Annotated in this window: 23 protein-coding genes; 19 read left to right on the top strand and 4 right to left on the bottom strand. The window is 67.6% G+C overall.

Features of this window, described 5'->3' with window-relative positions:
- Nucleotides 1–654: 654 nt before the first annotated feature.
- Nucleotides 655–1,767 (bottom strand): class I SAM-dependent methyltransferase, encoded by a 1,113-nt coding sequence (locus ACJ7Z0_RS20595; RefSeq protein ID WP_434791318.1) that lies wholly within the window; start codon nt 1,765–1,767, stop codon nt 655–657.
- A gap of 26 nt (nt 1,768–1,793) precedes the next feature.
- Here ACJ7Z0_RS20595 and ACJ7Z0_RS20590 point away from each other — a divergent pair, with 26 nt between their 5' ends.
- From ACJ7Z0_RS20590 to ACJ7Z0_RS20570, 5 genes are read left to right on the top strand one after another with little or no spacing between them, the layout of a single operon-like run.
- Nucleotides 1,794–2,579 carry an SDR family oxidoreductase gene (locus ACJ7Z0_RS20590; protein WP_434791317.1) on the top strand — a complete coding sequence of 262 codons (786 nt, stop codon included), beginning with the start codon at nt 1,794–1,796 and terminating at the stop codon, nt 2,577–2,579.
- 7 nt (nt 2,580–2,586) lie between these two features.
- Nucleotides 2,587–2,961 (top strand): dihydroneopterin aldolase, encoded by a 375-nt coding sequence (locus tag ACJ7Z0_RS20585; RefSeq protein ID WP_431124691.1) that lies wholly within the window; start codon nt 2,587–2,589, stop codon nt 2,959–2,961.
- A 54-nt stretch (nt 2,962–3,015) separates the two neighbouring features.
- Nucleotides 3,016–3,948 (top strand): tRNA 2-thiocytidine(32) synthetase TtcA, encoded by a 933-nt coding sequence (gene ttcA / locus ACJ7Z0_RS20580; protein ID WP_434791316.1) that lies wholly within the window; start codon nt 3,016–3,018, stop codon nt 3,946–3,948.
- Nucleotides 3,949–3,994: 46 nt separating this feature from the next.
- On the top strand, nt 3,995–4,615 hold the full coding sequence (locus ACJ7Z0_RS20575; RefSeq protein WP_434791315.1) for a DUF4136 domain-containing protein: 621 nt from the start codon (nt 3,995–3,997) through the stop codon (nt 4,613–4,615).
- Between the two features lie 22 nt (nt 4,616–4,637).
- Nucleotides 4,638–5,285, top strand: a complete 648-nt coding sequence (locus tag ACJ7Z0_RS20570; RefSeq protein ID WP_434791314.1) for a histidine phosphatase family protein — start codon at nt 4,638–4,640, stop codon at nt 5,283–5,285.
- On the opposite strand, the gene ACJ7Z0_RS20565 is transcribed toward ACJ7Z0_RS20570, so the two are convergent.
- Together ACJ7Z0_RS20565 and ACJ7Z0_RS20560 are read right to left on the bottom strand one after the other, a co-directional pair.
- Nucleotides 5,282–8,458 carry an efflux RND transporter permease subunit gene (locus ACJ7Z0_RS20565; protein ID WP_434791313.1) on the bottom strand — a complete coding sequence of 1,059 codons (3,177 nt, stop codon included), beginning with the start codon at nt 8,456–8,458 and terminating at the stop codon, nt 5,282–5,284. The two genes, ACJ7Z0_RS20570 and ACJ7Z0_RS20565, sit on opposite strands and share 4 nt — an antisense overlap.
- The gene (locus tag ACJ7Z0_RS20560) at nt 8,455–9,585 is read right to left on the bottom strand and encodes an efflux RND transporter periplasmic adaptor subunit (RefSeq protein WP_431132324.1); all 1,131 of its coding nucleotides are present in this window, start codon (nt 9,583–9,585) and stop codon (nt 8,455–8,457) included. Before ACJ7Z0_RS20560 ends, ACJ7Z0_RS20565 begins: the two co-directional genes overlap by 4 nt.
- A gap of 369 nt (nt 9,586–9,954) precedes the next feature.
- Between ACJ7Z0_RS20560 and ACJ7Z0_RS20555 the strand changes: the two genes are divergently transcribed.
- From ACJ7Z0_RS20555 to ACJ7Z0_RS20515, 9 genes are all read left to right on the top strand, one after another.
- On the top strand, nt 9,955–10,305 hold the full coding sequence (locus tag ACJ7Z0_RS20555) for a hypothetical protein (RefSeq protein ID WP_431124701.1): 351 nt from the start codon (nt 9,955–9,957) through the stop codon (nt 10,303–10,305).
- 94 nt (nt 10,306–10,399) lie between these two features.
- Nucleotides 10,400–11,764: a tRNA (N6-isopentenyl adenosine(37)-C2)-methylthiotransferase MiaB gene (gene miaB / locus ACJ7Z0_RS20550; protein WP_434791312.1), complete on the top strand. Its 1,365-nt coding sequence runs from the start codon at nt 10,400–10,402 to the stop codon at nt 11,762–11,764.
- Nucleotides 11,764–13,191 (top strand): sensor histidine kinase, encoded by a 1,428-nt coding sequence (locus ACJ7Z0_RS20545; protein WP_431124705.1) that lies wholly within the window; start codon nt 11,764–11,766, stop codon nt 13,189–13,191. The genes miaB and ACJ7Z0_RS20545 overlap by 1 nt, the downstream gene beginning before the upstream one ends.
- A gap of 68 nt (nt 13,192–13,259) precedes the next feature.
- Nucleotides 13,260–13,919, top strand: a complete 660-nt coding sequence (locus ACJ7Z0_RS20540) for a hypothetical protein (RefSeq protein ID WP_434791311.1) — start codon at nt 13,260–13,262, stop codon at nt 13,917–13,919.
- 31 nt (nt 13,920–13,950) lie between these two features.
- Nucleotides 13,951–15,339, top strand: a complete 1,389-nt coding sequence (locus ACJ7Z0_RS20535; RefSeq protein ID WP_055801777.1) for a sigma 54-interacting transcriptional regulator — start codon at nt 13,951–13,953, stop codon at nt 15,337–15,339.
- A 193-nt stretch (nt 15,340–15,532) separates the two neighbouring features.
- Nucleotides 15,533–15,736 (top strand): hypothetical protein, encoded by a 204-nt coding sequence (locus ACJ7Z0_RS20530; RefSeq protein ID WP_055801774.1) that lies wholly within the window; start codon nt 15,533–15,535, stop codon nt 15,734–15,736.
- Between the two features lie 7 nt (nt 15,737–15,743).
- Nucleotides 15,744–17,759: a glucans biosynthesis glucosyltransferase MdoH gene (gene mdoH / locus ACJ7Z0_RS20525; RefSeq protein WP_434791310.1), complete on the top strand. Its 2,016-nt coding sequence runs from the start codon at nt 15,744–15,746 to the stop codon at nt 17,757–17,759.
- A gap of 300 nt (nt 17,760–18,059) precedes the next feature.
- Nucleotides 18,060–18,959, top strand: coding sequence for an RNA ligase family protein (locus ACJ7Z0_RS20520; protein WP_431124712.1), 900 nt, complete (start codon nt 18,060–18,062; stop codon nt 18,957–18,959).
- The gene (locus ACJ7Z0_RS20515) at nt 18,956–20,095 is read left to right on the top strand and encodes an AAA family ATPase (protein WP_434791309.1); all 1,140 of its coding nucleotides are present in this window, start codon (nt 18,956–18,958) and stop codon (nt 20,093–20,095) included. Before ACJ7Z0_RS20520 ends, ACJ7Z0_RS20515 begins: the two co-directional genes overlap by 4 nt.
- A 66-nt stretch (nt 20,096–20,161) precedes the next feature.
- On the opposite strand, the gene ffh is transcribed toward ACJ7Z0_RS20515, so the two are convergent.
- On the bottom strand, nt 20,162–21,550 hold the full coding sequence (ffh, locus tag ACJ7Z0_RS20510) for a signal recognition particle protein (protein WP_021005679.1): 1,389 nt from the start codon (nt 21,548–21,550) through the stop codon (nt 20,162–20,164).
- A 116-nt stretch (nt 21,551–21,666) separates the two neighbouring features.
- Here ffh and ACJ7Z0_RS20505 point away from each other — a divergent pair, with 116 nt between their 5' ends.
- Genes ACJ7Z0_RS20505 through ampD form a run of 5 tightly spaced genes read left to right on the top strand, consistent with a single transcriptional unit; the run spans nt 21,667 to nt 26,625 of the window.
- Entirely contained in the window at nt 21,667–22,476 is an 810-nt protein-coding gene (locus ACJ7Z0_RS20505; protein WP_434791308.1) for a cytochrome C assembly family protein, read from the top strand.
- Nucleotides 22,473–22,733, top strand: a complete 261-nt coding sequence (locus ACJ7Z0_RS20500; protein ID WP_431124718.1) for a PP0621 family protein — start codon at nt 22,473–22,475, stop codon at nt 22,731–22,733. The genes ACJ7Z0_RS20505 and ACJ7Z0_RS20500 overlap by 4 nt, the downstream gene beginning before the upstream one ends.
- Before the next feature lie 17 nt (nt 22,734–22,750).
- Nucleotides 22,751–24,448 (top strand): two-component system sensor histidine kinase NtrB, encoded by a 1,698-nt coding sequence (locus ACJ7Z0_RS20495; protein ID WP_434791307.1) that lies wholly within the window; start codon nt 22,751–22,753, stop codon nt 24,446–24,448.
- Nucleotides 24,449–24,452: 4 nt separating this feature from the next.
- Entirely contained in the window at nt 24,453–26,021 is a 1,569-nt protein-coding gene (locus ACJ7Z0_RS20490; protein WP_434791306.1) for a sigma-54-dependent transcriptional regulator, read from the top strand.
- The gene (gene ampD / locus ACJ7Z0_RS20485) at nt 26,008–26,625 is read left to right on the top strand and encodes a 1,6-anhydro-N-acetylmuramyl-L-alanine amidase AmpD (protein ID WP_434791305.1); all 618 of its coding nucleotides are present in this window, start codon (nt 26,008–26,010) and stop codon (nt 26,623–26,625) included. Before ACJ7Z0_RS20490 ends, ampD begins: the two co-directional genes overlap by 14 nt.
- Nucleotides 26,626–26,635 lie beyond the last annotated feature (10 nt).

Raw genomic sequence — 26,635 nt, 5'->3', positions numbered from 1 at the left:
TCAACGAACTCTTCGTTGGTAGCTTATTTGCGGATCTTTTTTTTGGGTTCCGAGGCCGGGACTCGCCCCGGCGGGCGACTCACTTTCTTTGCTTCGCCAAAGAAAGTAAGCAAAGAAAGGCGACCCCTACTGTCTGCGTCCCTCCGCTGCGCTGCGGGCAACCTGCGGTGCTCGACTCCGGCGGGGGTCCGCAGAACTCGCTTCGCTCAAACAGCTGCGGCCCTGATCCCGCCTGCATCTGCGCTCCTCGGCGCATACAGAAGGGGTGGGAGCCGACAGGCCATCGCTTCGCTCGGCCCCAACCCCAACAGCCAATACCGAAGCCCACGCCAATACCAACCACCGCGGCGCATAGCGCCGCGGTGGCCTGGTGGCCGAGCGAAGCAAAGGCCCGTTCGGTCTCCAAGCCCCTCTGTATGCGCCGAGGAGCGCAGGGTTTCGCGGATCAGGGCTCGCAGCTGTTTGAGCGAAGCGAGTTCTGCGAGACCCCGCGAAACCCGAGCACCGCAGGTTGCCCGCAGCGAAGCGAAGGGTCGCAGACAGTGGGGTCGCCTTTTCTTTGCTTACTTTCTTTTGGCGAAGCAAAAGAAAGTGAGTCGCCCGCCGGGGCGAGTCCCGGCCTCGGGAAGCAAACAAGGCCAACAGCCCAAAGAGTCAGAGCGTATGACTCCGATCCCCCTCCACAAACCCCATCGCATCCCAAGGCTCACCAACAGCAAACCCCACCACCTTGAACAGTTCCCCCATCTCATGCTCATGAATGAGCCGAGCCGCCATTCCCCGCTCCGCAGTAGAGCCCTGCTCCATCCTCGCAAGCAACCCGCAGTTCAGCAGAAACCGCGCCTGGCTCGTGTAGCCCAGCACCTCGAACCCCGCTTCCTGTCCCGCGAGGGCGATGCCAGTGAAGTTGACGTGCGCCGTGATGTCCTTGTAGCCCACGTCGGACAGCGGATCGCCATCGGCCTGGTGCGCACGGTGGCACATCACCGTTCCCATGTGGCGCTGCGGGTGGTAGTACTCGCGTTCCGGAAAACCATAGTCGATGAAAAAGGCCGCGCCTTTCGCCAGACGGTCCGCCAGTGTGGCGACGAAGGCCTCGGCCTGCGGATGAATTTCGGTCAGGTAGTCGTGGTCGCCCAGCACCTCGAACGGCGGCCGGAGTTCGGTGGTGCGATCGGCCCAGGTCCAACCATCGGCGCTGGCATTGCGCACCACGCCGCGCTCGTGCCACTGGCCGCCCACGCGCGCCAGCAGCTGCACCGGCATTGCGTCGAGCACTTCGTTGCCGACCACCACGCCCTGCATCGACTCCGGCAGCTCGCCGAGCCAATCGACGCGGTCGGCGTAGCGCACCAGCGCCTGCTGCTGCCGTTCGCGCAAGGTGCCCGAGAGGTCGACGATGCGGTAGCGCACGTCGCCGCGGCCCATTTCGTCGAGCGCGTGCAGCAGCTGCACCGCCAGCGCGCCCGAGCCGGCGCCAAATTCCCAGACGGTGTCGGTACCGGTCTTTTCCAGTGCCTCGGCCACCTGGGCCGCGAGCGCCTGGCCGAACATGGGCGTGAGTTCGGGCGCCGTCACAAAGTCGCTGCCCGAAGACGGCATGTGGCCGAACTTGGCGGAGCTGTTGGCGTAGTAGCCCAGCCCCGGCGCGTACAAGGCCAGCGCCATGAAGCGGTCGAAGCCGATCCATCCGCCGGCGCGATCCACGGCGCGGGCAATCAAGGTATCGAGGGCGATGGGTAAACTGTTCGTCGTCTTTGTCGTCACCCCCCGATTCTCCCTTCTCTCTCCGCATGAGCACAGTGCCTCCATCTCCTGTTACGCCGGCCCGCCGCATCGTCCTGGTCACGGGTGCCGGACGGCGGCTGGGCCGCGAGATCGCACTGGCGCTCGCCACGGGGGGCTGGCAGGTGGCGGTGCACTTCCGCAGCTCGCGCGCCGAGGCCGAGCAAACGGCGGCCGATTGCGCGGGCCTCTCGGGCAGTTCGGCGGTCTTCGAGGCCGACCTCCTCGACGAAGGCGCCACCCGCGCCTTGCTGCCGCGCGTGGCGGCGCATTTCGGCGGGGTCGATGCCGTGGTCCACAGCGCGGCCCTCTTTGAGCACGACGATGCGGCCAGCTTCAGCTACGCGCTGATGGAGCGCCACGCGCGCAGCAACACCGGCGCGGCCATCCTGCTGGCGCAGGCGCTGCGCGACCATCTGGCGCTGCGTGACGCGCAGGGCGCGGTGGTGCACCTGCTCGACCAGAAGCTCTGGAACCCGAACCCCGACTTTCTCAGCTACACGCTGTCCAAGGCCGCACTCGAAGCGGCCACGCCCATGCTGGCCATGGCGCTGGCGCCGCGCGTGCGGGTGGTGGGCGTAGCGCCCGGCCTCACGCTGCCGAGCCACATGCTCGATGAGGCCAAGTTTTCACAGCTGCACAAGCTGTCGCCGCTGGGCCGCTCTTCGACGCCGGCCGACGTGGCGGCCACGGTGAAGTTCGCGCTGGAGAACAACTCGATCACCGGCACCACGCTCTTGGTGGACGGGGGCCAGCACCTCATGAAATTCGACCGCGACTTCTCGCTGATGTGAGCCCCCCATGCCCTCTACCCCCATCGGCCGCCAGACCCTCACCCTTCAAGGGCTTCGCTTCGACGCCAACCTGGGCATCCTCGACCGGGAAAAGACGGCGCCGCAGCCGATCCAGGTCGATGCCGAGCTGCATCTGGGCGCGCAGCCGCTGATGCCGAAGGACGACGACATCTTTCACGTGCTGGACTACCGCAAGGTGCGCCGCATCATCATCGACGAGTGCACGGCCGAGCACGTGAACCTGCTCGAAACCCTCATCGGCAAGCTCGCCCAGCGCCTGCTGCAGCTGCCCGGCGTGGTCGGCGTTCGGGTGAAGATCGCCAAGCTCGAAATCTTCGACGACTGCGAGGTGGCTATCCGCATGGAAGCCGGGGAATGGTGATCCAAGGCAAAATCGGGGCCCTCCTCCCCCTGTCCTGCCTGAAGTAGCCCACCCATGAACGCCGTCTGGATCGACGAGGCGCCCGTCGCCGGCGCCACCCCTGCCAATTCGCTGAAGATCGAACGCGAGACGCACAAGCTCGAAAAGCGCCTGTGCCGCGAGGTGGGGCGCGCCATCGTCGACTACAACATGATCGAAGAGGGCGACAAGGTCATGGTGTGCGTCTCGGGCGGGAAGGACAGCTACGCCATGCTGGACATCCTGCTCAAGCTCAAGGCGCGCGCACCGATCCATTTCGACATCGTCGCGGTCAACCTCGACCAGAAGCAGCCCGGCTTTCCGGAAGAAGTGCTGCCAAAGTATTTGAGCGAACTCGGCGTGGACTTCCACATCGAGAACCAGGACACCTACAGCATCGTCAAGCGCGTGATTCCGGAGGGCAAGACCACCTGCGGCCTGTGCAGCCGGCTGCGCCGCGGCATCCTGTACCGCGTGGCGGACGAGCTCGGCGCCACCAAGGTGGCGCTCGGCCACCACCGCGACGACATGCTGCAGACCTTCTTCCTCAACATGTTCTTCGCGGGCAAGCTCAAGAGCATGCCGCCCAAGCTGGTGAGCGACGACGGCAAGCACATCGTGATCCGCCCGCTCGCCTACGTGGCCGAGAAAGACCTGGTGCGCTGGGCGCAGCACCGCGAGTTCCCGATCATTCCGTGCACGCTGTGCGGCAGCCAGGAAAACCTGCAGCGCAAGCAGGTCGGCGAAATGCTGCGCGAGTGGGACAGGAAGCACCCCGGCCGCGTGGAGAACATGTTCACCGCGCTGCAGAACGTGGTGCCCTCCCACCTGCTCGACGGAACGCGGCACGACTTCAAGGGTCTGAAGGCCACCGGCGTGGCCGACGAAGACGGCGACAAGGCCTTCGACACGCCTTCTTTCGACCTGCTCTCCCAGGCACCTGCAGCCCTGCGCATCCTCCAGGGCTGAGCGGGCAACCCAGGGGAATTTTGGGCCACGGAGCCCGGAGATCCTCATGAAACGTGCGTTTTTTGCTCTCTTTTTGGCAGCATTGCTGAGCGGCTGCGCCACCTCCTGGGTGGTCGACAGCGATGTGAAGAGTTTTTCGTCGCTCGCCGCGGTGCCGCCCGGCGCCACCTACCGTTTCGATCGCCTGCCGTCGCAGCAGGCCGACGCCGCCCGGCAGGAATCGCTCGAGGCGATGGCCGCCGCGGCACTCGAGAAAGTCGGCCTGCGCCGCGACGACGCCAGGCCGCAGTACAGCGCGCAGATCGGCGCGCGCGTGTCGGTCGGCCTTTCGCCCTGGGCGGACCCGTGGCTCTTCGACGGCCCCTGGGGAGGTTATGGCTATGGCTACCACGGCTACGCGCGCCGCTGGTATGGCGGCGGCTGGTACGGTGGACCTGGCTTCATCCCGCCCGCGGCCAACCCCTGGTATGAGCGCGAAGTGAGCATCGTGCTGCGCGACATCGGCTCGAACCGCGTGGTCTACGAAACGCGGGCCCGCAACGACGGGCCGTACAACGTGAGCTCGACCATCCTGCCGGTGATGTTCCAGGCCGCGCTGCAGGGGTTCCCGAATCCGCCGCAGGGCGAGCGCCGCGTGAACATCGAGCTGTCGACAGCGAAGAAATGACGCGCTTCTAGAATCCCGGCAGATGGAAGAAATCACCCGCCTGATTGCCGTTCGCCATGGCGAGACCGCCTGGAACGTCGACACTCGCATCCAGGGCCAGCTCGACGTCGGACTCAACGCCACCGGCCTCTGGCAGGCCCGGCGCGTGGGGCAGGCGCTGGCGCACGAAGACATCGGCGCGATCTACGCGAGCGACCTGTCGCGCGCCTGGCAGACCGCGCAGGAGATCGCCCAGCCCCACGGCCTCACGGTGCACCCCGAGCCTGGCCTGCGCGAACGCGCCTTCGGCCGTTTCGAGGGAATGAGCTTCGCGGAGATCGAGGCCACCCTGCCCGACCAGGCCAGGCGCTGGCGCGAGCGCGATCCCGAGTTCGAACCCGAGGGCGGCGAGAGCCTGCTGGTGTTTCGCGAGCGCGTGACGCGCATTGCGTCGAAACTGGCCGCACGCCATCCGGGCCAGCTGGTGGCGCTGGTGGCGCACGGCGGCGTGATGGACGTGCTCTACCGCGCCGCCACGCGCCAGGAGCTGCAGGCGCCGCGCACCTGGCAGCTCGGCAACGCAGCCATCAACCGCATGCTGTGGACGCCCGAGGGCTTCAGCCTGGTGGGCTGGAGCGACACCGCCCACCTGGCGGCGGACGACGACATCCTCGACGAAACAACGACCTAGGCGTGCGAGGAGGCCGCGTGCCCCGCGGCGGCACCACCGGCCTCGGCCTTTGTCGCCTCGCCCGGCAGTTCGACCATCGGCCCGGTACCGCTGTAGCGGTCGAGCGCAAGATAGATCGCGGGCGTGATGTAGAGCGTGATCACCTGCGAGAAGATGAGGCCGCCCACCACCGCCACGCCCAGCGGCTGGCGCAGTTCGGCGCCGGCGCCCAGCCCCAATGCGAGCGGCAGCGCACCCATGAGCGCGGCCAGCGTGGTCATCATGATGGGGCGGAAGCGCAGCCGGCAGGCCTCGCGGATCGCATCCACCGGCTTCATGCCTTCGGTGCGCTGCGCGTCGAGCGCGAAGTCGATCATCATGATCGCGTTCTTCTTCACGATGCCGATCAGGAGCAGGATGCCGATAGTGGCGATCAGCGTCAGGTCGAAGCTGAAGAGCTTGAGCGAGAGCAACGCGCCCACGGCGGCCGACGGCAGCCCGGCCAGGATGGTCAGCGGGTGGATGTAGCTTTCGTACAGCACGCCCAAGAGCACGTAGATCACCAGCACGGCCAGCACCAGCAGCACGGCCTGGCTCGACTGCGAGCTCTGGAACACCGCCGCATCGCCGCCGTAGGTGGTGATGATCGACGGCGACATCTTCAGCTCTTCCTTGAACTGGTCGATCTTCGCGGTCGCGTTGCCCAGCGGCACATCGGGCGCGAGGTTGAACGACACCGTCACCGCCTGCAGCTGGCCCTGGTGGTTGACCGAGGTCGGTCCCACGGTGCGCTGGACGGTCGAGAAGGCCGAGAGCGGCACCAGCCGGCCCGTGGTGCTGCGCACCGACAGGCGCGACATGTCGTCCTCGAACTGGCGGTCATTGTCGGAGGCCGAGAGAATCACCTGGTAGGTGTTGCTCGCGCCGTAGATGCTGCCGATCTGCCGGTCGCCGTAGGCGTTGTAGAGCGCGGTGCGAAGGTCGCCCACGGCCACGCCCAGCACGCCGGCCTTGTCGCGGTCGACCTCCAGCGTGGCCTGCAGGCCGCGGTTCTGCGAATCGCTGGTGACGTCGCGGAAGACAGGGTCGGCGCGCATGCGCTCCATGAGCCGCGTGGCCCAGGGCACCATCTCGCCCGCGTTCACGCTTTGCAGCGTGTACTGGAAGCGCGCCTTGCTCTGGCGGCCGCCCAGGCGCAGGTTCTGCACCGGCTGCATGTAGACCGCAATACCCGGAATCTCGCGAAAACGCTGGCGCAGCGACTCGAGCACCACGGCCATCTTGGGACGCTGGCCGCGCGGCTTGAGCACGGCGAACAGGCGGCCGGCGTTCTGCGTGGCCGTGGGGCCACCCACGCCGACGAACGAGTTCACGTAGGCCACGCTCGGGTCGGCCAGGAGCGACGCGGCCACCCGTTCCTGCAGCGCGTTCATGGCGGTGAAGGAAATGTCCTCGGCCGCTTCGGTGGTGATCTGGATCTGCCCGATGTCTTCCTCGGGAAAGAAGCCCTTCGGAATGGAGACGAACAGCCACGCGGTGACGATGAAGGTGCTGCCGGCGATCAGCAGCATCACCATGCGGTGTCCCAGCGTCCAGTCGAGCGTTCGCATGTAGCTGCCATGCACCCAGCGGTAGCCGCGCTCGAAGGCGCGGCCAATGGCGGTGCCGGGCTCCGGATGCTCCTCTTCATGGTCGAGCACGCCTTCCTTGCGGGGCACGTGCTTGAGCAGCCGGCTCGCGAGCATCGGCACCAGCGTGAGCGAGACGACGGCCGACACCAGCACCGCCAGCGCCACCACCACCGCGAACTCATGGAACAGCAGGCCGATCACGCCCGGCATGAAGAAGATGGGAATGAACACCGCCACCAGCGAGATCGAGATCGAAATGATGGTGAAGCCCACCTCGCGCGCGCCGCGCAGTGCCGCGGCAAAGGGCTCCATGCCCTTCTCGACGTAGCGCATGATGTTTTCGAGCACCACGATCGCGTCGTCCACCACCAGGCCCACGGCCAGCGTGATGCCCAGCAGCGAGACGTTGTCCAGGCTGTAGCCGAAGGCATAGAGCAGCGCCACCGCGCCGATCAGCGAGATGGGAATGGTGGCGGCGGGAATCAGCGTGGCCACCAGCCGGTGCAGGAACAGGAAGATCACCAGCACCACCAGCGCAATGGTGCCCAGCAGCGTGAGCTGCACGTCGTGCACGGCCTCGCGAATGGACAGCGAGCGGTCGTTCACCATGTGGATCTCTACTGATTGCGGCAGCTCAGCCTTGAAGCGCGGAATGAGCGCGCGCACTGCGTCCACCACCTCCACCGTGTTGGCATTGGGTTGGCGCTGCACGGCGAGCGAAATGGAGCTCTGGCCGTTGAAGCTGCTCGCGGTCTTGACCGATTCGAAGCTGTCCTCGATGGTGGCCACTTCGTCGAGCCGCACCGGCGCGCCGTTGCGCTGCCCGACGATCAGCTTGGCGAAATCTTCCGCCTTGGTGAGCTGCCGGTTGGCCTGGATGGTGAGCGTCTGGCGCGGTCCGTCGAGCGTGCCGACCGGCGTGTTGGCGTTGGCCGAGTTCACGGCCTTGGCCAGTTCGTCGAGCGTGATGTTGCGCGCATTGAGCAGGTCGGCATTGGCCTTGATGCGCACCGCGAAGGCCTTGCGGCCATACACGCCCACCTGCGCCACGCCGTCGATGGTGGAGAGCGTGGGCGAGATCAGGTTCTCGGCATAGTCGTTGAGCTCGGACGGGTTCATCGACGGAGAGATCAGCGCGATGAACAGCACCGGCGCATCGGCCGGATTCACCTTGCGGTACGAAGGCAGCTGCGTAAGCTCTTGCGGCAACTGGCGCTGGGCGCGCAGCAGCGCGGCCTGCACGTCGACGGCGGCGGCGTCGATGTCGCGGCTGCTGACGAATTCCAGCGTGATCGAACTCACGCCCTGCGTGTTGACCGAGCTGATGGTCTGCAGGCCCGGAATGGTCGAGAACTGCTTCTCGAGCGGCAGCGCGACCGACGACGCCATGGTGTCCGGGCTTGCGCCCGGCAGCTGCGCGTTCACGTTGATGACCGGCGTGTTGTAGCTCGGCAGCGCGGCGACCGGGATGCTGAAGTACGCAAAGATGCCCGCCACCACGACGGCGGCGGACAGCAGCACCGTCATCGCGGGACGACGGATGCAGAGCTCCGAGATGTTCATGCGCGTTCCCGCGGAGTCTGGGTGTCCGAGGAGGCCGCGCTGCCCGGCGTGGCCCCGGTGGTGCCGGCCGGTGCGGCCTTCTTGTCGATGCGGACCTTGCCGCCCGGGCGCACGTTCTGGCTGCCCTCGATGACCACCTGCTCGCCCGGCGCGACACCGCTCACCGCCACCTTGGTGCCGAAGGTGTAGAGCACCTGCACCTTGCGGCGCTTGGCGTCCTTGGCCTCGTCGACCACGTAGAGCGAAGCACCGTCGGACAGCATCATGAGCGCCGCCGCCGGCACCACCGTGGCGCCGGACAGGGTGCGCACCGTGATGCGCGTACCGACGAACTGGCCGGGCCAGAGGCTCTGGTCGGCGTTGTCGAACACCGCCTTGGCGCGCACGGTGCCGATCTGCGGGTCGACCGTGTTGTCGACGAAGTTGAGCACGCCGGTCAGCGGCTCCTTGCGCCCGCTGACGAGCGCCTCGACCTTGGAGCGGCTGCGCGCCGCCGCCAGCAGGTCTTGCAGGTTGGCTTCGGGCACCGGGAAACTCACCGCGATGGGGTCGAGCTGCGTGATGGTGACCAGCGACAGCGTGGGCTGCACCAGCGTGCCGGGGTAGATGTTGACGGCGCCGATGCGCCCCGCGATGGGCGCGCGCAGCGTGGCATAGCCGAGCGCCACCTGCGCCGACTGCACGGCGGCGCGGTCGGCCGCCACCGCGGCGCGCTGCGCCTCGAGCTGCGACAGCGTGGCGTCCGTAGCGCTCTTTGAAATGAAGTTCTGCGCCAGCAGCTCCTGGCTGCGCTTGTATTGGCGCTCGAGGTCGGCCATGGTGGCCTCGTCGCGCTTCTGCTGGGCGCGGGCGCGGGCCAGGTTGGCCTGGTCGTTGCGGTCGTCGAGCGTGAAGAGCAGTTGGCCTTCCTTGACGAACTGCCCTTCCTTCACGTGCACCGCCGCCACCGTGTTGGTCACCTGCGGCCGCAGGTCGACACTGTTGAGCGACACCACGCTGCCGTTGACCTGCACCGTCACCGGCACGTCCTGCCGCTCGGCCGTGGCCAGGGTGACGAGCGCGGGCGGTGCACTGCCCGCAGGCGCTCCGCCGGCCGTGCTGGCCGGCTTGGCGTTCTTTGCCGACATGCGCTCGCCAGCCCCGTTCCACCACCATCCCGCGACGGCTACGATCAACACACCTGCAAGGGCGAGAACGAGTTTTTTCTTCATGGTTTTTTGAGCACTTTGGGCTGACAGCAGCTATTGGAGCAGCGGTCGGCTTGCAGTGTCCACGAGTGCCGTAAAGATAAGTAAAGCCGCCTTTCAAGGGCCCATGCACAACCCGCTGTGGCGGGCGCCAAGGGGGATTTCACCCCCTCGGTAAAATCGCCGCTCCACAGCCTCTGGATATACCCCATGAACCGCTGCAAGAAACCCACGAATGCTCTCACTTTCATAGCGCTTTGCACAGTAGCTGCAAGCCTTTTTTCCCTTGACGCGGCCGCCCAGGCCGACGTGCCCCGGCCACAGACCCAGAACGAGTCGCTGGTGGGCGGGCGCACCTTCCCCATCGGCACGCTGCGCGGCAAGTTCATGGTGATCAGTGCGCCCGACGTCGAACTCGACGGCCACGCTGACCGGCTGGCGCCCGGCGCCCGCATCCGCAGCGAACAGAACATGCTGGTGATGGCGGGCGGCATCGTCGGCCAGAAATACCTGGTGAACTACACGCGCGATGCCGCGGGCCTGCTGCGCGAGGTGTGGATCCTCACGCCGAGCGAGGCCACGGCCAGCCGCGAGTCGCTGAGCAAGCCGTTCCTGAACATCTGGCCGTTCACGTCGAACGACACCGTCAACACGCAATGAAGAAGCCGGCGGGCCGTCGCCCGCCGCGCCGCAGGAGCGATTGCCCCGCCCTGCATTTCGCCTTTCCCGTAGCGGGAGGCCCAGAGAGCACCCCATGAGCAAAAAAGTCTTTATCAAAACCTTCGGCTGCCAGATGAACGAGTACGACTCGGACAAGATGGCCGACGTGCTGAACGCCGCCGAAGGCTACGAGCCGACGCAGAACGTGGACGAGGCCGACCTCATCCTCTTCAACACCTGTTCGGTGCGCGAGAAGGCGCAGGAAAAGGTGTTCTCCGACCTCGGCCGCGTGAAGCACCTGAAGGCCAAGGGCGTGAAGATCGGCGTGGGCGGCTGCGTGGCCAGCCAGGAGGGCGAAGCCATCATCGCGCGCGCGCCCTACGTCGACATCGTGTTCGGCCCGCAGACGCTGCACCGCCTGCCCGAGATGCTGAAGGACCGCGAGCGGCTGGAGCGCCCGCAGGTGGACATCAGCTTTCCCGAGATCGAGAAGTTCGATCACCTGCCGCCCGCGCGGGTCGAGGGCGTGACCGCATTCGTGTCGATCATGGAGGGCTGCTCCAAGTACTGCAGCTACTGCGTGGTGCCCTACACCCGCGGCGAAGAAGTGAACCGTCCGCTGGACGACGTGCTGGTGGAAATTGCGGGCCTGGCCGACCAGGGCGTGCGCGAGGTCACGCTGCTGGGGCAGAACGTGAACGCCTATCGCGGCCGCATGGGGGACACGGCCGAGATTGCCGACTTCGCGCTCTTGATCGAATACGTGGCCGAGATTTCCGGCATCGAGCGCATCCGCTACACCACCAGCCACCCCAACGAGTTCACGCCGCGGCTGATCGAGGCCTACGCCAAGGTGCCGCAACTGGTGTCGCATCTGCACCTGCCGGTGCAGCACGGCAGCGACCGCATCCTGATGGCCATGAAGCGCGGCTACACGGCCATGGAATACAAGAGCACGGTGCGCAAGCTGCGCGCCATCCGGCCCGAACTCGCGCTGTCGAGCGACTTCATCGTGGGCTTCCCGGGCGAGACGGACGAAGACTTCGCCAAGATGATGAAGCTGATCGACGACTGCCAGTTCGACAACAGCTTCAGCTTCATCTTCAGCCCACGCCCCGGCACGCCGGCCGCCGCGCTGCACGACGACACGCCCCATGCGGTGAAGCTGGCCCGCCTGCAGACGCTGCAGCGCGTGATCGACGGCAACGTGCGCCGCTTCGGCGATGCGCTGGTCGGCACCACGCAGCGGGTGCTGGTCGAAGGCGCCTCGCGCAAGGACGCGAACGAACTGATGGGCCGCACCGCGTGCAACCGGGTCGTCAACTTCGAAGGCGATGCACGCCTCGTCGGGCAGATGGCCGACCTGCGCATCACGCGCTCGCTGGCCTACACGCTGCGCGGCGAAGTGGCCACGCGCGAATCGTCGACGGCGCCGGCTCCCGCCGCGCTCGCCGCCTGATGGCGAAACGGCCGTCGACACGGGGCTCGTTCCAGCAGCTCCTTCTTTTCGCTTTCCTCTTGATCACCGCGCTCCTGGTGGGCGTGGCGTTGCGCTCGGTGTTCCAGTACGACGCGCTCATGACCCAGAGCCGCGATGCGGCCGCGCGTGCGCTGCGGCTTTCGGGCGCGGCCCAGTCGCTGGCCGAGCGCAGTGCGGCCATGGAGCGTGCCGGGCGCCAGTCGCTGGTGCTGAACGACGCCGTGCTGCGGCGCCGCTTCGACGACGCCGCGCGCGAGGCGCACCAGGTGCTCGATCGGCTCGAGAGGAACGGCCTTGCGCCCACGGGCATCGAGATGTGGCGCACCCAGCTCGGCGTGATCGAGGGCCTGATGAGCGGCAGCGCCGATACCGCGCTCTCGCGCGAGAACAGCATGGCCATCCAGTTCCGCGATCTCGATTCGCTCAACACCAACATCGCGCAGCAGGCCCAGTTCCTGATCGAGATGCAGAACGACGCGCTCGCCAAGCGCATCGAGAACGCGCGCCGACGCCTGATGCGCGAGGTGGTGGCGGCGAGCGTGCTCGCGGTTTCGCTGGCGCTGGCTTTCGGCATCTGGCTCGCGCGCCCGTTCAAGCGGCTCGAGCACGCCATCGTCGGGCTGGGCCAGAACCGGCTCGACGAACCGATCGACATCCGCGGCCCGGCCGACGTCCGGCGCGTGTCGCAGCAGCTCGAATGGCTGCGCCTGCGCCTGACCGAGCTGGACGCCGACAAGGCCCGCTTCCTGCGCCATGTGTCGCACGAGCTCAAGACGCCGCTGGCCGCGCTGCGGGAAGGCGTTTCGCTGCTCGAAGACGGCGTGACGGGCCCGCTGAATCCGGCGCAGCTCGAAGTGGCGCAGATCCTGAACCAGAACACCGTGTCGCTGCAGGGGCAGATCGAGGCGCTGCTGCGCTTCAATGCGGCCGCCTTCGAGGCGCGCGAACTGCGCCGCGAACGCACCGAGCTGCTGCCGCTGATCGAGGAACAGATCGAGGCCCAGCGACTGCAATGGCAAGCCCACGGGCTGCGCGTTCGGGCCGAAGGCGAGGCGCTTGCGCTCACGGTCGACCGTGTCAAGCTGGGTACCGCGGTGGCCAACCTGCTGTCGAACGCCATCCGCTATTCGGCGCCCGGCGGCGTGATCACCATCACGGTGTCCGGCACGGCGGATTCGGCGTGCATCGATGTCAACGACGCCGGCCCGGGTATTGCCGAAAGCGACCGCGACCGCATTTTCGAGCCTTTCTACAGGGGCGAGCGCCAGCCCGAGCACGCGGTCAAGGGCACCGGCATCGGTCTTTCCATCGTGCAGGAGTACATTGCTGCCCATGGGGGCCGCATCACCCTGCAGCCAGGCGGGCCCGGCGCGCGCTTTCGCATCGAACTGCCGCGCACGGCCTGATCCCTTCCTGAAGCTCCGCGAACCCGGGCACCCACCTGAAACACCGCCTCTTGTCCTTTTTTCGACCCATGCTTTTTCCGTTCGTCCGCAGTTCGACCCTGTCCAGCGCGGTGGCCATGCCTTTGGTCCTGCTGCTGGCCGCGTGTACGACGCAGCCCAAGCCAACCGCCGAGGCCGATGCCCTGCCTCCGCCGCCCGCGGCGCCGCGCGTGGTTCCGGTCGAGGCCGAACCCAAGGCGCCCGCCACCCAGCCGGCGTCGCTCTTCACGTTGATCACCCAGGGGCCCGTGGCGGCCATGCTGGCGTACGCCGACAAGATCCGCCCGCTGGGCGGCACCGAGCTGAGCGCCGAAATCACCCGCGCCGGCGACCCGGGCGATTCGCCCCCCGCGCAGATGCAGCTTGCGCTGCTGCTGGCGCAGACGCGCGTTCCGGCCGACCTGGTGCGCGCCCAGGGCCTGCTGCAGCGCGTGATGTCAAACCCCTCGCCCGAGGCCCAGCCGCTGCAGCCGCTTGCGCGCGCACTGGCCGCGCGCTACGTGGAGCAGCGCCGCGTCGAGGACGATCGCGACAAGCAGGTGCAGCAGCTGCGCGAGAGCCAGCGCCGCATCGACCAGCTCAACGACCGCATCGAGGCGTTGCGCGCCATCGAGCGCAGCTTCGCCCGCCCCAACAACGCACCGGTGCCGACCCTTCCGCCACCCAGCAGCACCAAGCCCAGCCCATGAACATCCAGCGATCGCGCAAAGGGCCCCTCCGATGAGCACGACCGGCGCGCGCCTGCTGGTGGTCGACGACGACCCAGACATGCTGCGGCTGCTCTCGATGCGGCTGAGTTCGGTGGGCTACCAGGTCACGGCCGTGACCTCGGCCGAAACCGCGCTCACGCAGTTGGAAATCGAGCATCCGCAGCTGGTGCTCAGCGACGTGCGGCTGCCCGGGCGCGACGGACTCCAGCTGTTCGACGAAATCAGGAAGCGGCACCCTTCGCTGCCGGTGATCCTGCTCACCGCCCACGGCACCATTCCCGACGCGGTCGAGGCCACGGCGCGCGGCGTGTTCACCTACCTCACCAAGCCCTACGACGGGCGCGAGCTGCTGGACAAGATCGCCCAGGCGCTGGCGCTCGGCGCACCGGCCAGCACGCCCGCCAAGGCCGGCGACGAAAGCTGGCGCGCCGAAATCGTGAGCCGCAGCAACCGCATGTCCGAGCTGCTGGCCGAGGCCCGCATGGTCGCGAAGTCGGACGCCTCGGTGCTGCTGCGCGGCGACAGCGGCGCCGGCAAGGAAATGCTGGCGCGCGCCATCCACCGCGCCAGCGCCCGCGCCGACAAGCCCTTCGTGGCCGTCAATTGCGGTGCCATTCCCGAGGCGCTGCTCGAATCGGAACTGTTCGGCCACATGAAGGGCGCCTTCACCGACGCGCATGCGAACCACAAGGGGCTGTTCCAGCAAGCCGACGGCGGCACGCTGCTGCTCGACGAAATCGGGGACATGCCGCCTGCCCTGCAGGTCAAGCTGCTGCGCGTGCTGCAGGAGCGCGCGGTGCGGCCGCTTGGCGCCAGTCAGTCGATCGAGGTCGACGTGCGCATCATCTCGGCCACCCACCGCGACCTGGACGCGGCCATGGCGGCGGGCCAGTTTCGCGAAGACCTCTACTACCGGCTCAACGTGGTCACGCTCACGCTGCCGCCGCTGTCGGCCCGGCGCGAAGACATTCCGCTTTTGGCCAACCACTTTCTGCAGAAGCTGTCGACCAAATACGGCAAGCGGCTTTCCGGCTTCGCGCCCGAGGCGCTCAAGGCCCTGGCCACCGCGGCCTGGCCCGGCAACGTGCGCCAGCTCTACAACGTGGTGGAGCAGGTCTGCGCGCTGTCCAGCTCCCCGCTGATTCCGCTGGCGCTCGTGCAGCGGGCGCTGCGCGTGCCGACGGTCGAGGTTCAGACCTATGCCGAGGCCAAGCAGCGCTTCGAGCGCGACTACCTCGTCGGCCTGCTCAAGCTGACCGACGGCAACGTGGCCGATGCCGCCCGGCTGGCGGACCGCAACCGCACCGAGTTCTACCGCCTGCTGCAGAAGCACGAACTCACGCCGGGGCACTTCAAGGCCGACGCTGTCGCTCCCGGCAGTGAGCCTGTCGCCGAGTAGCGACGCCCCTAAGTCGTTGATTCAAAACGCTATTTTCCACCAGCCTCCCGGGCTTGTCGGGATTCGGCGACAAAAACAGGGGTTTCGGGGCCTTCCAAACGGCCCGAGCCGCCAAAACCGCATTCAGATCGACGTAAGTCATTGATCTGAAAGCATTTTTCCAGCCTGGCACAGGGTTTGCCCCTGTACAGGCATGACAGCACTCACCAGCCCATCTTTCGCACTGCGCCAGCAGCGCGACGGCCTGCGTCAAAAGCAGTTTTCCCTCTCGCGGCCCCGTGCCGCGGGTCATTCGGCGGCCGCACTCGCAAGCGCAGGCGGCGCCGAACCGGATTGCGTCATCAAGCGCTTTCCTGCCATTGGCGACACCCCTTCCCTCGACAAGCAACGTTGGTAAATCACACATGAAGCCAAACGACTTCTCCCAACTGAACGTGCTGACCGAAGCCGACTTTTCGCACCGCAGCCCGGTGCGCGAAGAACGCCATCCCAATGCCGTGACCGCTCCGCCGGTCAACCGCGGCTCCATGGCGCCCCGCCCCTGGCGCGGCTTCTGGAACAGCCTGGGCACCGCCGTGCTGGTCAAGCTCGGCGCCGGCGGCAAGCCGGAAGCCGAGACCGCCGAAGCCGGCGCACAGATCAAGCAGCCGTGGCAGCGTGCCGCGGCGCAGCGCCGCTTCGCATTCATGGCGCTCACGCTGCTGAGCACTGTGATCGCGTCCGCGCTGTTTGCCGGCGTGCAACCCGACTACGACAACGTCTGGCTCGAATACGGCCAGATCGGCCTGTACGGTCTGCTTTCGGGCTGGGTCGTCACCGGCTTCGTCACCGCACTGATGGGCTTCTACGTCTCGGTGCGCGGTGACAAGCACGCGCTCTCGGTCAAGCAGGTGGCCCACCACCCGATGAACCCCGAAGCACGCACCGCGATCATCATGCCGATCTGCAACGAAGACGTTGCCACGGTGTTCGCCGGCCTGCGCGCCACTTGCGAATCGGTTGCGACCACCGGCCACGCCAGGCAGTTCGACGTGTTCGTGCTGTCCGACAGCTACAACCCCGAAACCGCCGCCGCCGAGCGCGCCGCCTGGGAAGACCTGCGCGCCGCGCTGGCCGACAGCCCGAACCAGCCGCAGGTCGAGGTCTACTACCGCCTGCGCACCCGCCGCACGCACCGCAAGGCCGGCAACGTGGCCGACTTCTGCCGCCGCTGGGGCAAGGACTACCGCTACATGGTCGTGCTCGACGCCGACTCCGTGATGAGCGGCGACTGCCTGACCTCGATGGTCAAGCTGATGGAAGCCAATCCGACCGCCGGCATCATCCAGACCGCCACGCAGGCCATCGGCCACGTGACGCTGCATGCCCGCGCACAGCAATTCGCTTCCCGCGTGACGGGCCGCCTGTTCACGCTGGGCATGCAGTTCTGGCAACTGGGCGAATCGCACTACTGGGGCCACAACGCGATCATCCGCGTCGAGCCCTTCATGAAGCATTGCGCACTGGCTCCCATCAAGGGCACCGGCGGCATGTCGGGCGGCATCATGTCGCACGACTTCGTCGAAGCCGCGCTGATGCGCCGTGCCGGCTACAACGTGTGGCTCTGCGCCGACCTGGTCGGCAGCTACGAACAGCAACCGCCAGACCTGCTGGCCGAACTGCAGCGCGACCGCCGCTGGTGCCAGGGCAACCTGCAGAACGCCCGCCTGATGGCCGAGCCCGGCATCCACCCGGTGCACCGTGCGATGTTCGTGACCGGCACCATGGCGTACGTCTCGGCACCGCTGTGGCTCGCGTTCCTGACGCTCGGCACCGCGCTGTGGCTGAGCGGCTCGAGCCTGATCTCCAGCTGGAGCGTGCTGCCGGCGGAACTGGCCGGCCTGTGGGTCTGGACCCTGTGCCTCTTGTTCCTGCCCCGCGTGCTCGGCATCGCTGCCGTGCTGATGCGCGGCGAGCAACGCCAGTACGGCGGCTTGTGGGGCCTGGTGAAGAGCTCGGCGCTCGAAAGCGGCCTGGCCATCGTGCAGGCGCCGGTTCGCATGCTGGCCCACTCGCTGTTCGTGCTGGTCGCCCTCACCGGCATCAAGCTCGACTGGAAGTCGCCCCCGCGCGAAGCCGCTGCGGTGCCGTGGAAGGTCGCCATGTCGCAGCTCGCTCCCATGAGCCTGGTGGTCGGCGCGCTGGCTCTCGGCGTCGCAATGATCGATCCGAGCGCGCTGATCTGGCTCATGCCGGTGGGCCTGCCGCTGCTGCTGGCCATTCCGCTCACGGTGCTGACCAGCCAGATCGCACTGGGCACGTCGCTGCGCGACCGCGGCTATCTGCTGATTCCCGAGGAATCGCGTTCGCCGGCCGTGCTGCGCCGCGCCTGGATGCATGCGCTGCGCCTGGCGCGCCCCGCGGCGCTGGCGACTGCCTGATGCGCTGAAGACACAAGCTCGCAAAAAGCCGACCTCAGGGTCGGCTTTTTTCATGGCGCGTGGCTAGAATCGCGCCTTTCTTTTTCAACCCACGGATCCCTCGATCCCCTGGAGCGCCAAGTGCCCCGATTCGCCGTCACCACCTTCTGACGCCGACAACACCACTTCACTGGTCATGTCGGGCGCCAAGCTGCGCATCCCGCTGACCAGGCACGGCCCACCGGCCGCTGAAGTCGACCCTCTTTCCAGCTTCGCTCCCGCACGTTGTCGGTTCTTCCTGATTTGCATCTGGAGAACAACGTGTTCCCTCTCTCTTCTCTCTCATCGATTCCGCTGCTCAAGTACCCCCGTACCGCGCATCTGGAAGGCTCGCGCCTGCAGGCCGGCGATACCGACGACGGCCAGACGCCGTTGTCCGCGCTGCACGGCCAGCACGTGGTCATCGAGGAAAAGCTCGATGGCGCCAACGCGGCGGTGTCGTTCACCTCGGCGGGCGAACTGCTGCTGCAGTCACGCGGCCACTACCTTGCGGGCGGCGCCGGCGAGCGCCAGTTCAACCTGTTCAAGCACTGGGCAGCCGCGCATGAAGCGGTGCTGCTGGAGCGGCTCGAAGACCGCTACGTGATGTACGGCGAGTGGTGCTTTGCGAAGCACAGCTGCTGGTACGACCGGCTGCCCGCGTTCTTTCTGGAGTTCGACCTCTACGACCGGCAGGCACAGTGCTTCCTGTCGACGCCGGCGCGGCATGCGCTGCTCGAGGGCAGCCCGGTCCTTTCAGTTCCGGTGCTCTACGACGGCGAGATGCCGCGCCACGCGAAAGCATTGCGCTCGCTCGTGCAACCGTCGCTCGCGCGCAGCGCTGGCTGGAAGGAGGCTTTCGAACAAGCCGTGACGCAGGAAGGCCAGCCGCTCGACCTGGTGCGGCAACAGACCGACCTGTCCGACCTGGCCGAGGGCCTGTACCTCAAGACTGAGTCGCACGGCCAGGTGACCGGCCGCTACAAGTGGGTGCGTCCGGATTTCGTTCAGACCATCCTCGACTCGGGCTCGCACCACAGCCGCCGGCCGGTACTGCCCAACCAGCTCGCGCCGGGCGCGGATCTCTATGCACCGGCGCCGCAAGTGCGCTGGCAAGACCTGGGGCTGCGCACGCTGCGCGACCCCATCGATCTGACAACAACGACAAGGAGGCCGCGATGACCTACGACGATCTGCGCGCGCTGGTCCCCATGCGCACGCAGGGCTATGACTGGGCCCAGTGCTGCGACCTGCTGCCGGCCCTGCTGCGCCTCGAAGAGACGCCGCAAGACCCGTACTACCACGCCGAAGGCAACGTCGGCATTCACACGCGCATGGTGCTCGATGCGCTGACGGCAGACGCGCACTTCCAGCGCGCCGACGCCGACGGCCGCTTCGTGCTCTTCATGGCCTGCCTGCTGCACGACATCGCCAAGCCCGACACCACCGTGATCGACGAAGCCAGCGGCCGCATCGGCCAGCCCGGCCATTCGCGCCGCGGTGCAGTCGACGTGCGCGTGCTGATGTGGAAGGCCCGCGTGCCGTTCGCGCTGCGCGAAGCCGTGTGCCGGATCATCGCGGTGCACCAGGTGCCGTTCCACGCCTTCGCCTCGCGCAAGGGCGAGCGGCCCGAATGGCTGGTGCACAGGCTCTCGTGGGAGCTGAGTCTGCCCGACCTGTGCTGCGTGGCGCGCTGCGACATGCTCGGGCGCCACTATGAAAAGCGCGCCGACAGCCTGGCCGACATCGCGCTCTTCGAGCAACTGGCGCAGGAAGAAGGCTGCTGGAACGGCCCGCGCAAGATGGCCGATGCACACACGCGCCTTGCCTATTTCCGCGGCGCCGACACCAGCCCCGACTACCCACTGTTCCAGCAGCCGGGCGCGCAGGTCACGGTGATGTGCGGCCTGCCCGCGAGCGGCAAGAACCACTGGGTGGCGCAGCACCGCAAGGGCTGGCCGGTCGTGTCCTTCGACGATGCGCGTGCCGAGTTGGGCCTCAAGCATGGCGAAAACGATGGCATGGCCGCGCACCATGCCGTCGATCAGGCCAAGGCGCTGCTGCGCAAGCACGAGCGCTTCGTCTGGAATGCCACGCACCTGAGCCAGCAGATGCGCACCAAGACGCTGGACCTGCTCTGGGCGTACCACGCGCAGATCGAGCTGGTGTACCTGGAGGTGCCGCACCCGGAACTGATGCGCCGCAACCGCGAGCGCGACACGACGCTCTCGAACGCGGGCATCGAGCGGATGCTGCATCGCTGGGAGCTGCCGGCGCCGATCGAGGCACACGACATGGTCTACGAAGTGCAGACCTGAAAGCGACGAAGCCCGCCGTGGCATGCCCCGGCGGGCTTCTGTCTATATATATGTGTGTGCGGAGACTCAGAACGGCAGCTTCGGACCGCCCGGGCCGCCCATCCCGCCCATCCCCTTCATGCCGCCCATGCGCTTCATCATCTTCATGAGGCCGCCGCCCTTCATCTTCTTCATCATGCCCTGCATCTGCTCGAACTCGTTGAGCAGGCGGTTCACTTCCTGAACCTGCACGCCTGCGCCGGCCGCGATGCGGCGCTTGCGCGTGGCCTTGAGCAACTCGGGCTTGCGGCGCTCGAGCGGCGTCATGCTCTGGATGATCCCTTCCTTGCGGCGGATGTCGCGCTCGGCACGGGTCATGTCGGCCTCCGTGGCCTTGGCGGCCATCTGCTGCGGCAGCTTGTCCATCAGGCTCGAGAGGCCGCCCATCTGCTTCATCTGCTGCAGCTGGCCGAGGAAGTCGTTCAGGTCGAAGCCGGCGCCGCTCTTGACCTTGGCCGCGAGCTTCTGCGCCGCCGCCACGTCGACGCCGGCCGTGACCTGCTCCACCAGCGCGACGATGTCGCCCATGCCCAGGATGCGGCCCGCATGGCGTTCGGCGTCGAACACCTCGAGGCCGTCGATCTTCTCGCTGGTGCCGGCAAACTTGATCGGCACGCCCGTCACCTGCCGCACCGACAGCGCCGCGCCACCGCGCGAATCGCCGTCGGTCTTGGTCAGGATGATGCCGGTGAGGGGCAGCGCGTCCTTGAAGGCCTTGGCGGTGTTGATCGCATCCTGGCCCTGCATCGCGTCGACCACGAACAGGGTTTCGACCGGATCGAGCGCGCCATGCAGCTGCTTGATCTCGGTCATCAGCACTTCGTCGATCGCCAGGCGGCCTGCCGTGTCGACCAGCAGCACGTCAAAGAAATGGCGCTTGGCATGGTCGAGCGCGGCGCGCGCGATGTCGAGCGGCTTCTGGTCCGGCGTGCTCGGGAACCATTCGGCACCGGCCTGCTTCGTGACCATCTTGAGCTGCTCGATGGCGGCGGGACGGTAGACGTCGCCGGACACGGTGAGCACTTTCTTCTTGCGCTTCTCGATCAGGTGCTTGGCCAGCTTGGCGGTGGTGGTGGTCTTGCCCGCGCCCTGCAGGCCGGCCATCAGGATCACCGCGGGCGGCTGGGCTGCAAGGTTGATGTCCGACACGCCCTCGCCCATGGTGGCGGCGAGTTCGCGGTTCACGATGCCGACGAGCGCCTGGCCCGGCTTGAGCGAGCCCAGCACTTCCTGACCGAGCGACTTTTCCTTGACGCGCGCCACGAAGTCGCGCACCACGGGCAGCGCCACGTCGGCCTCGAGCAGCGCCATGCGCACTTCGCGCAGCATGTCCTGCACGTTGCTTTCGGTGATGCGCGCCTGGCCGCTCATCGTCTTGACGAGGCGGGAGAACTTTTCTGTGAGGGCGGTGGCCATGAAAGGGATGCCTTGCTGCCCGCCGCGGCGGGTCAATGGAAAGTCGGAAACTGGAGATCGGCCGGTTACTGCGGCACGAGGAAAGTGCGCACGCCTGGGGGAGATAAACTCTAGCGATGATTTTAGCGATCCCCTCCCCACTCGCGGTGGCGCTGGGCATCGCCACCGCGGCTGCCTACGGGTTTGCCGCTGCCGCAGGTGCCCGGCTGAGCCGAAAAACCACCCAATGGGCCCTCGGGCTGGCGTGGCTGCTGCATGCCGCGGTGCTGGGCCACGGCCTGGTCGGCAGCCAGCCCCACTTCGGCTTTGCGCCCGCGCTCTCTGTTACCGCCTGGCTGGTGCTCACCGTCTATGCGGTCGAAAGCAGCATGTACCCGCAGATGAAGGTCCGCCGCGCGCTGGCCGGGCTGGGGGCGGCGGCCGTATTGCTCGGCGTGCTGTTTCCAGGCACGCCGCTGCACGTCTCGGCATCGCCCTGGCTGCCGCTGCACCTTGCGCTCGGCATTGCGTCCTATGGCTTGTTCGGCGCCGCCGTGGTCCATGCGTGGCTGATCACGCGGGCCGAAAAGCAGATCCGCCTGGCCACCGAGCCGCAGGCGGGCCTGCCGCTGCTCACGCTCGAGCGGCTCACCTTCCGCTTCGTGATGGCCGGCTTCGTGCTGCTTTCGGCCACGCTGCTCGCAGGCTTGCTGTTCAGCGAAACGCTGTATGGCGCGTCGTTCCGCGGGTGGAAGTGGGACCACAAGACGGTGTTCTCGGTGCTCGCCTGGATCAGCTTTGCGGTGCTGCTGATCGGCCGCGTGCGCTTCGGCTGGCGCGGCCGCACGGCGCGGCGCGTGCTCTACGCCGGCTCCGTCCTGTTGCTGCTGGCCTACGTGGGCTCGCGCTTCGTGCTCGAAGTGGTGCTGGCGCGCGGCACATCATGAAGTACCTGCTCGTTTTGGCGGTGCTCTGGGTGGCCATCTGGCTCTGGCGCAAGAACCGCCGGGAGGAAATGCGCGAGGCCCAGCGCGAGCAGGAGGCGGCCCGCGCCCAGCGGCCGCCTGCCGCACCGGCGGCTCCGCAGGCCATGCTGCGCTGTGCCCATTGCGGTTTGCACCTGCCCGCGAGCGACGCGATCGGGGGCCCAGGCGACGCGGTCTACTGCAGTGCGGCGCACCGCCAGGCCGCCGAGCGCGGCTGAACGAGCGCCGCGCCTCCATGAGTTCTTCCCTCTGGCCGCAAGGCGAGGCCGCCACCGACTGGGACTTGCTCGAGCCGGGGCGCAGCGAGAGCGCCGCGCTGCTGCGCTTGTGGCGCGGCTTCATGGCGGCGCGCTGCTTCGTTGCAGTGGTGCTCGTACTGCTACAGGGCGTGGCACTGGCGCTCGGCCAGACGATGCAACCGTTGGCCATCGCGCTTTCGGCCGGCTACCTGATCGCCACCTGGCTGGGCGCCCGCTACGCGCATTTCGCGCCACCGATCCGGGGCTTCGCGGCGCTGTGGTTCATCACCATCGGCATCGACCTCGGCACCTTCACCGCGCTCCAGGTGCTCCAGGGCGGCAACATCAACTACACGCCGCTGTTCGCGCTGCCGGTGCTCATGAGCGCGGTGCTCGGCACGGTGACCGTGGGCCTGGGCACCACGGCCACGGTCACCCTGCTGCTGCTGGCCGACGCGGGCTGGCACTGGCTGCAGCAGCCCGGCGATTCCTCCACCCGCTTCGTGCAGGCGGCGCTGACCGGCACCGGCCTTTTCGTCGTGGCCCTGCTGGCGCACGAGTTGGCGCGCCGGCTCGCGCGCGAAGAAGAAACCGCGCTGCGCAACCGCAGCAGCGCGCAGATGCAGGCGCAGGTCAACGACCTGGTGATCGAGACACTGAGCGAAGGCGTGCTGGTGATCGACGCCGAGGGCATGGTGCATGCGGCCAATCCGGCGGCCGACGCCATCCTCGGACAAGGCCTGGCCCGGCTCGCCCTCCCGTTTGCACTGCATGCGCAGCCGGCCTGGCACGCACTGGCGGCGTTGGCGCGCCAGACCTTTGCGCGCCGCGCCCCGCAAAGCGAAGAAATCCCCGTGGCGCAAGCCCGCGGCGCCGCGCGCGAAGTGCGGGTGCGCACGCGGCTCACGCCCACCAGCGACCAGCGCGTCGACAGCCTGTGCGTGATGTTCCTGCAGGACCTGCGCGAACTGGAGGCCCGCATCCGCACCGAAAAGCTCGCCGCGATGGGCCGCATGTCGGCCGCGGTGGCGCATGAAATACGCAACCCGCTGGCCGCGATCACGCAGGCCAGTGCCCTGCTCAACGAAGACCTCACTGATCCCGCGCACCGCAAGTTGACCAGCATGGTCCAGCACAACGCGCAGCGGCTCGCTCGCATCGTGGACGACGTGCTCGATGTTTCGCGCGCGCGCCAGCAGCGCGTGCTCTCGCTCGGCGAGCAGGTCGCGCTCGACCCTGCGGTGCGCGCGCTGGCCGAAGAATGGGTGCGCCAGACGCACCGCCAGGGCGTGCTGATCACGCTCGATGCCGCCGACAGCGAAGTGCGCTTCGACGTCGAGCACCTGCGCCGCCTGCTCGTGAACCTGCTGGACAACGCGGCGCGCTACGCCGGCAACCGGGAAGGCTCGATCCAGGTCGTCACCACCATGCAGCGCGGCAGCTCCAGCCGACCCAGCCTGCAAGTTTGGAGCGACGGCGCGCCGCTGGAGCCGGCGGTGCAACGCCACCTGTTTGAACCTTTCTTCTCATCCGAGAGCCGCTCCAGCGGGCTCGGCCTCTTCCTGTGCCGCGAGCTGTGCCGGCGCCATGGCGCCACCATCGGCTACGAACGGCGCGCGCTCGTCGCGGGCGGGCCTGAAGGCAACGAATTCTTCGTCAGCTTTGCGCCAAGCGAAAACCGGCTGACACAATAGCGCCGTGAGCACTCCTCCTCCTTCCCTGCAGCGTCCGGCCAACATCCTGGTCATCGACGACGAACCCGACCTGCGCACGCTGTACGAGCTGACGTTGCTGCGCGAAGGCTATCGCGTCGAGGCCGCCGGGAGCGTCTCCGAAGCCTGGCAGCATCTCGAGGCTGCGCATTTCGATGCGGTGATCACCGACATGCGGCTGCCCGATGGGCAGGGCATGGAAATCATCCATCGCATCCAGAAGAACCAGCGCAGCGAGCGTTGCGTCGTGATGACGGCCTATGGCTCCGCCGAGAACGCGGTCGAGGCATTGAAGGCCGGCGCGTTCGACTACCTGACCAAGCCGGTCGATCTCAAGCAGTTCCGCGCGGTGGTCGCCTCCGCCGTGCAGGCGCAGCAGGCGTTGCCCACCAAGGCGGTGCGGGCCGCGCCCGCGGAAACGGGCGAACGCACCGATGCGCCCGCCATTCCGGGCAGCGGCATCGCGGCGCTCCAACGGCTGGTGGGCGACTCGGAGCCGATGCGGCTCGTCAAGTCGCGCATCGCCAAGGTGGCGCGCGGCATGGCACCGGTGCTGGTGCGCGGCGAATCGGGCACCGGCAAGGAACTGGTGGCGCGCGCCGTGCACGCCTGCAGCCAGCGCAGCGAAGGTCCCTTCGTCGCGGTCAACTGCGGCGCCATTCCCGAGAACCTGCTCGAGGCCGAATTCTTCGGCGCCCGCAAGGGCTCCTACACCGGATCGTCGCAAGACCGCGACGGCTACTTCCAGGCCGCGCGCGGCGGCACGCTGTTCCTCGACGAGATCGGCGACCTGCCGCTCGCAATGCAGTCCAAGCTGCTGCGCGCCATCCAGGAGCGCAGCGTGCGCTCGATCGGTTCCACGCAGGAAGACGCGGTCGACGTGCGCATCGTGAGTGCCACGCACAAGGATCTGCATGCGGGAGTCCAGGCCGGCCGCTTCCGGCAAGACCTGTTCTACCGGCTCAACGTGATCGAGATTGCGGTGCCCGCGCTGCGCGACCGGCGCGAAGACCTGCCCGCGCTTTGCGCCGCGCTGCTCGCGCGCATTGCGCAGGACGGCGGCTTGCCGGTGCCCCACCTGTCCGCCGATCTGCTGCGCCGCCTGGCACAGCATCCGCTCGACGGCAACGTGCGCGAACTCGAGAACCTGCTGCATCGCGCCGTGGCGCTGAACGACGGCGACGAACTGCACCTCGACCTGACGGCGGGAGGACAGCCTGCCGCGGCGCCGGCCGATTCGACCGGTGCGGCAACCGCGCCTTCGCCCCTGTCTTCTTCGCTGGCGGCCGACGGCGAATCCCCTCCCGCACCCGCTACGGCCGCAAGCGCGGTTGCGGAGTCCAGGCCCGCCGCCCTTCCCTCCGACCTGCAGGCCTACCTCGACCAGCAGGAGCGCGAGATTCTCGTGCGCGCGCTGCGCGAAAGCGGCTTCAACCGCACGGCGGCCGCGGCGCGGCTCGGCATGAGCCTGCGCCAGATCCGCTACCGCATCGCGCGGCTGGGCATCACCACGCCCAACGGCGACGAAGGTGCCGCCAGCCATGCCGACGACTGACGCACCGGCCAGCGCGGGCAGCCACGGCGACGGCCTCTGGCACGCCGGCTGGTATCGCTTCGCCAAGGCGCTGCGCTCGCCGAATTTCGGTCCGCGGCCCGCGGGCGCGCAGACCGATCTGATCGTGCTGCATTCGATCAGCCTGCCGCCCGGCGAATACGGCGGCGATGCGGTGCAACAGCTTTTTGCCAACCAGCTCGACTGGGACGCGCACCCCTACTTCCAATCCATCCGCGGCCTCGAGGTTTCCTCGCATTTCTACGTGCGGCGCAATGGCGAGCTCTGGCAGTTCGTGAGCTGCGACGACCGTGCCTGGCACGCCGGTGCGTCGTCGTGGCGCGGCCGCCAGAACTGCAACGACGATTCGATCGGCATCGAACTCGAAGGCCTGGAAGGCGAACGTTTCGAAGAGGCGCAATACGAAACGCTGGCCAGCCTCTGTGCCGCCATCGCGCAGCACTACGCCATTGCCCACATCGCCGGCCACGAGCACATCGCACCGGGTCGCAAGCAAGACCCTGGCGCGGGCTTCGACTGGCAGTTGCTGCGCGGACAACTCGGCTGGGACTTGCAAATGTTTCCCGAGCAGGCGGTCCCGCGTTAATTTTTTTAAT

It is taken from the genome of Variovorax palleresanus (assembly GCF_051144945.1).
GTDB classification, from domain to species: Bacteria; Pseudomonadota; Gammaproteobacteria; order Burkholderiales; family Burkholderiaceae_C; genus Variovorax; species Variovorax paradoxus_S.
Note: the sequence above shows the minus strand (reverse complement) of the source record. Positions and strands in the feature narration are given on the sequence as shown.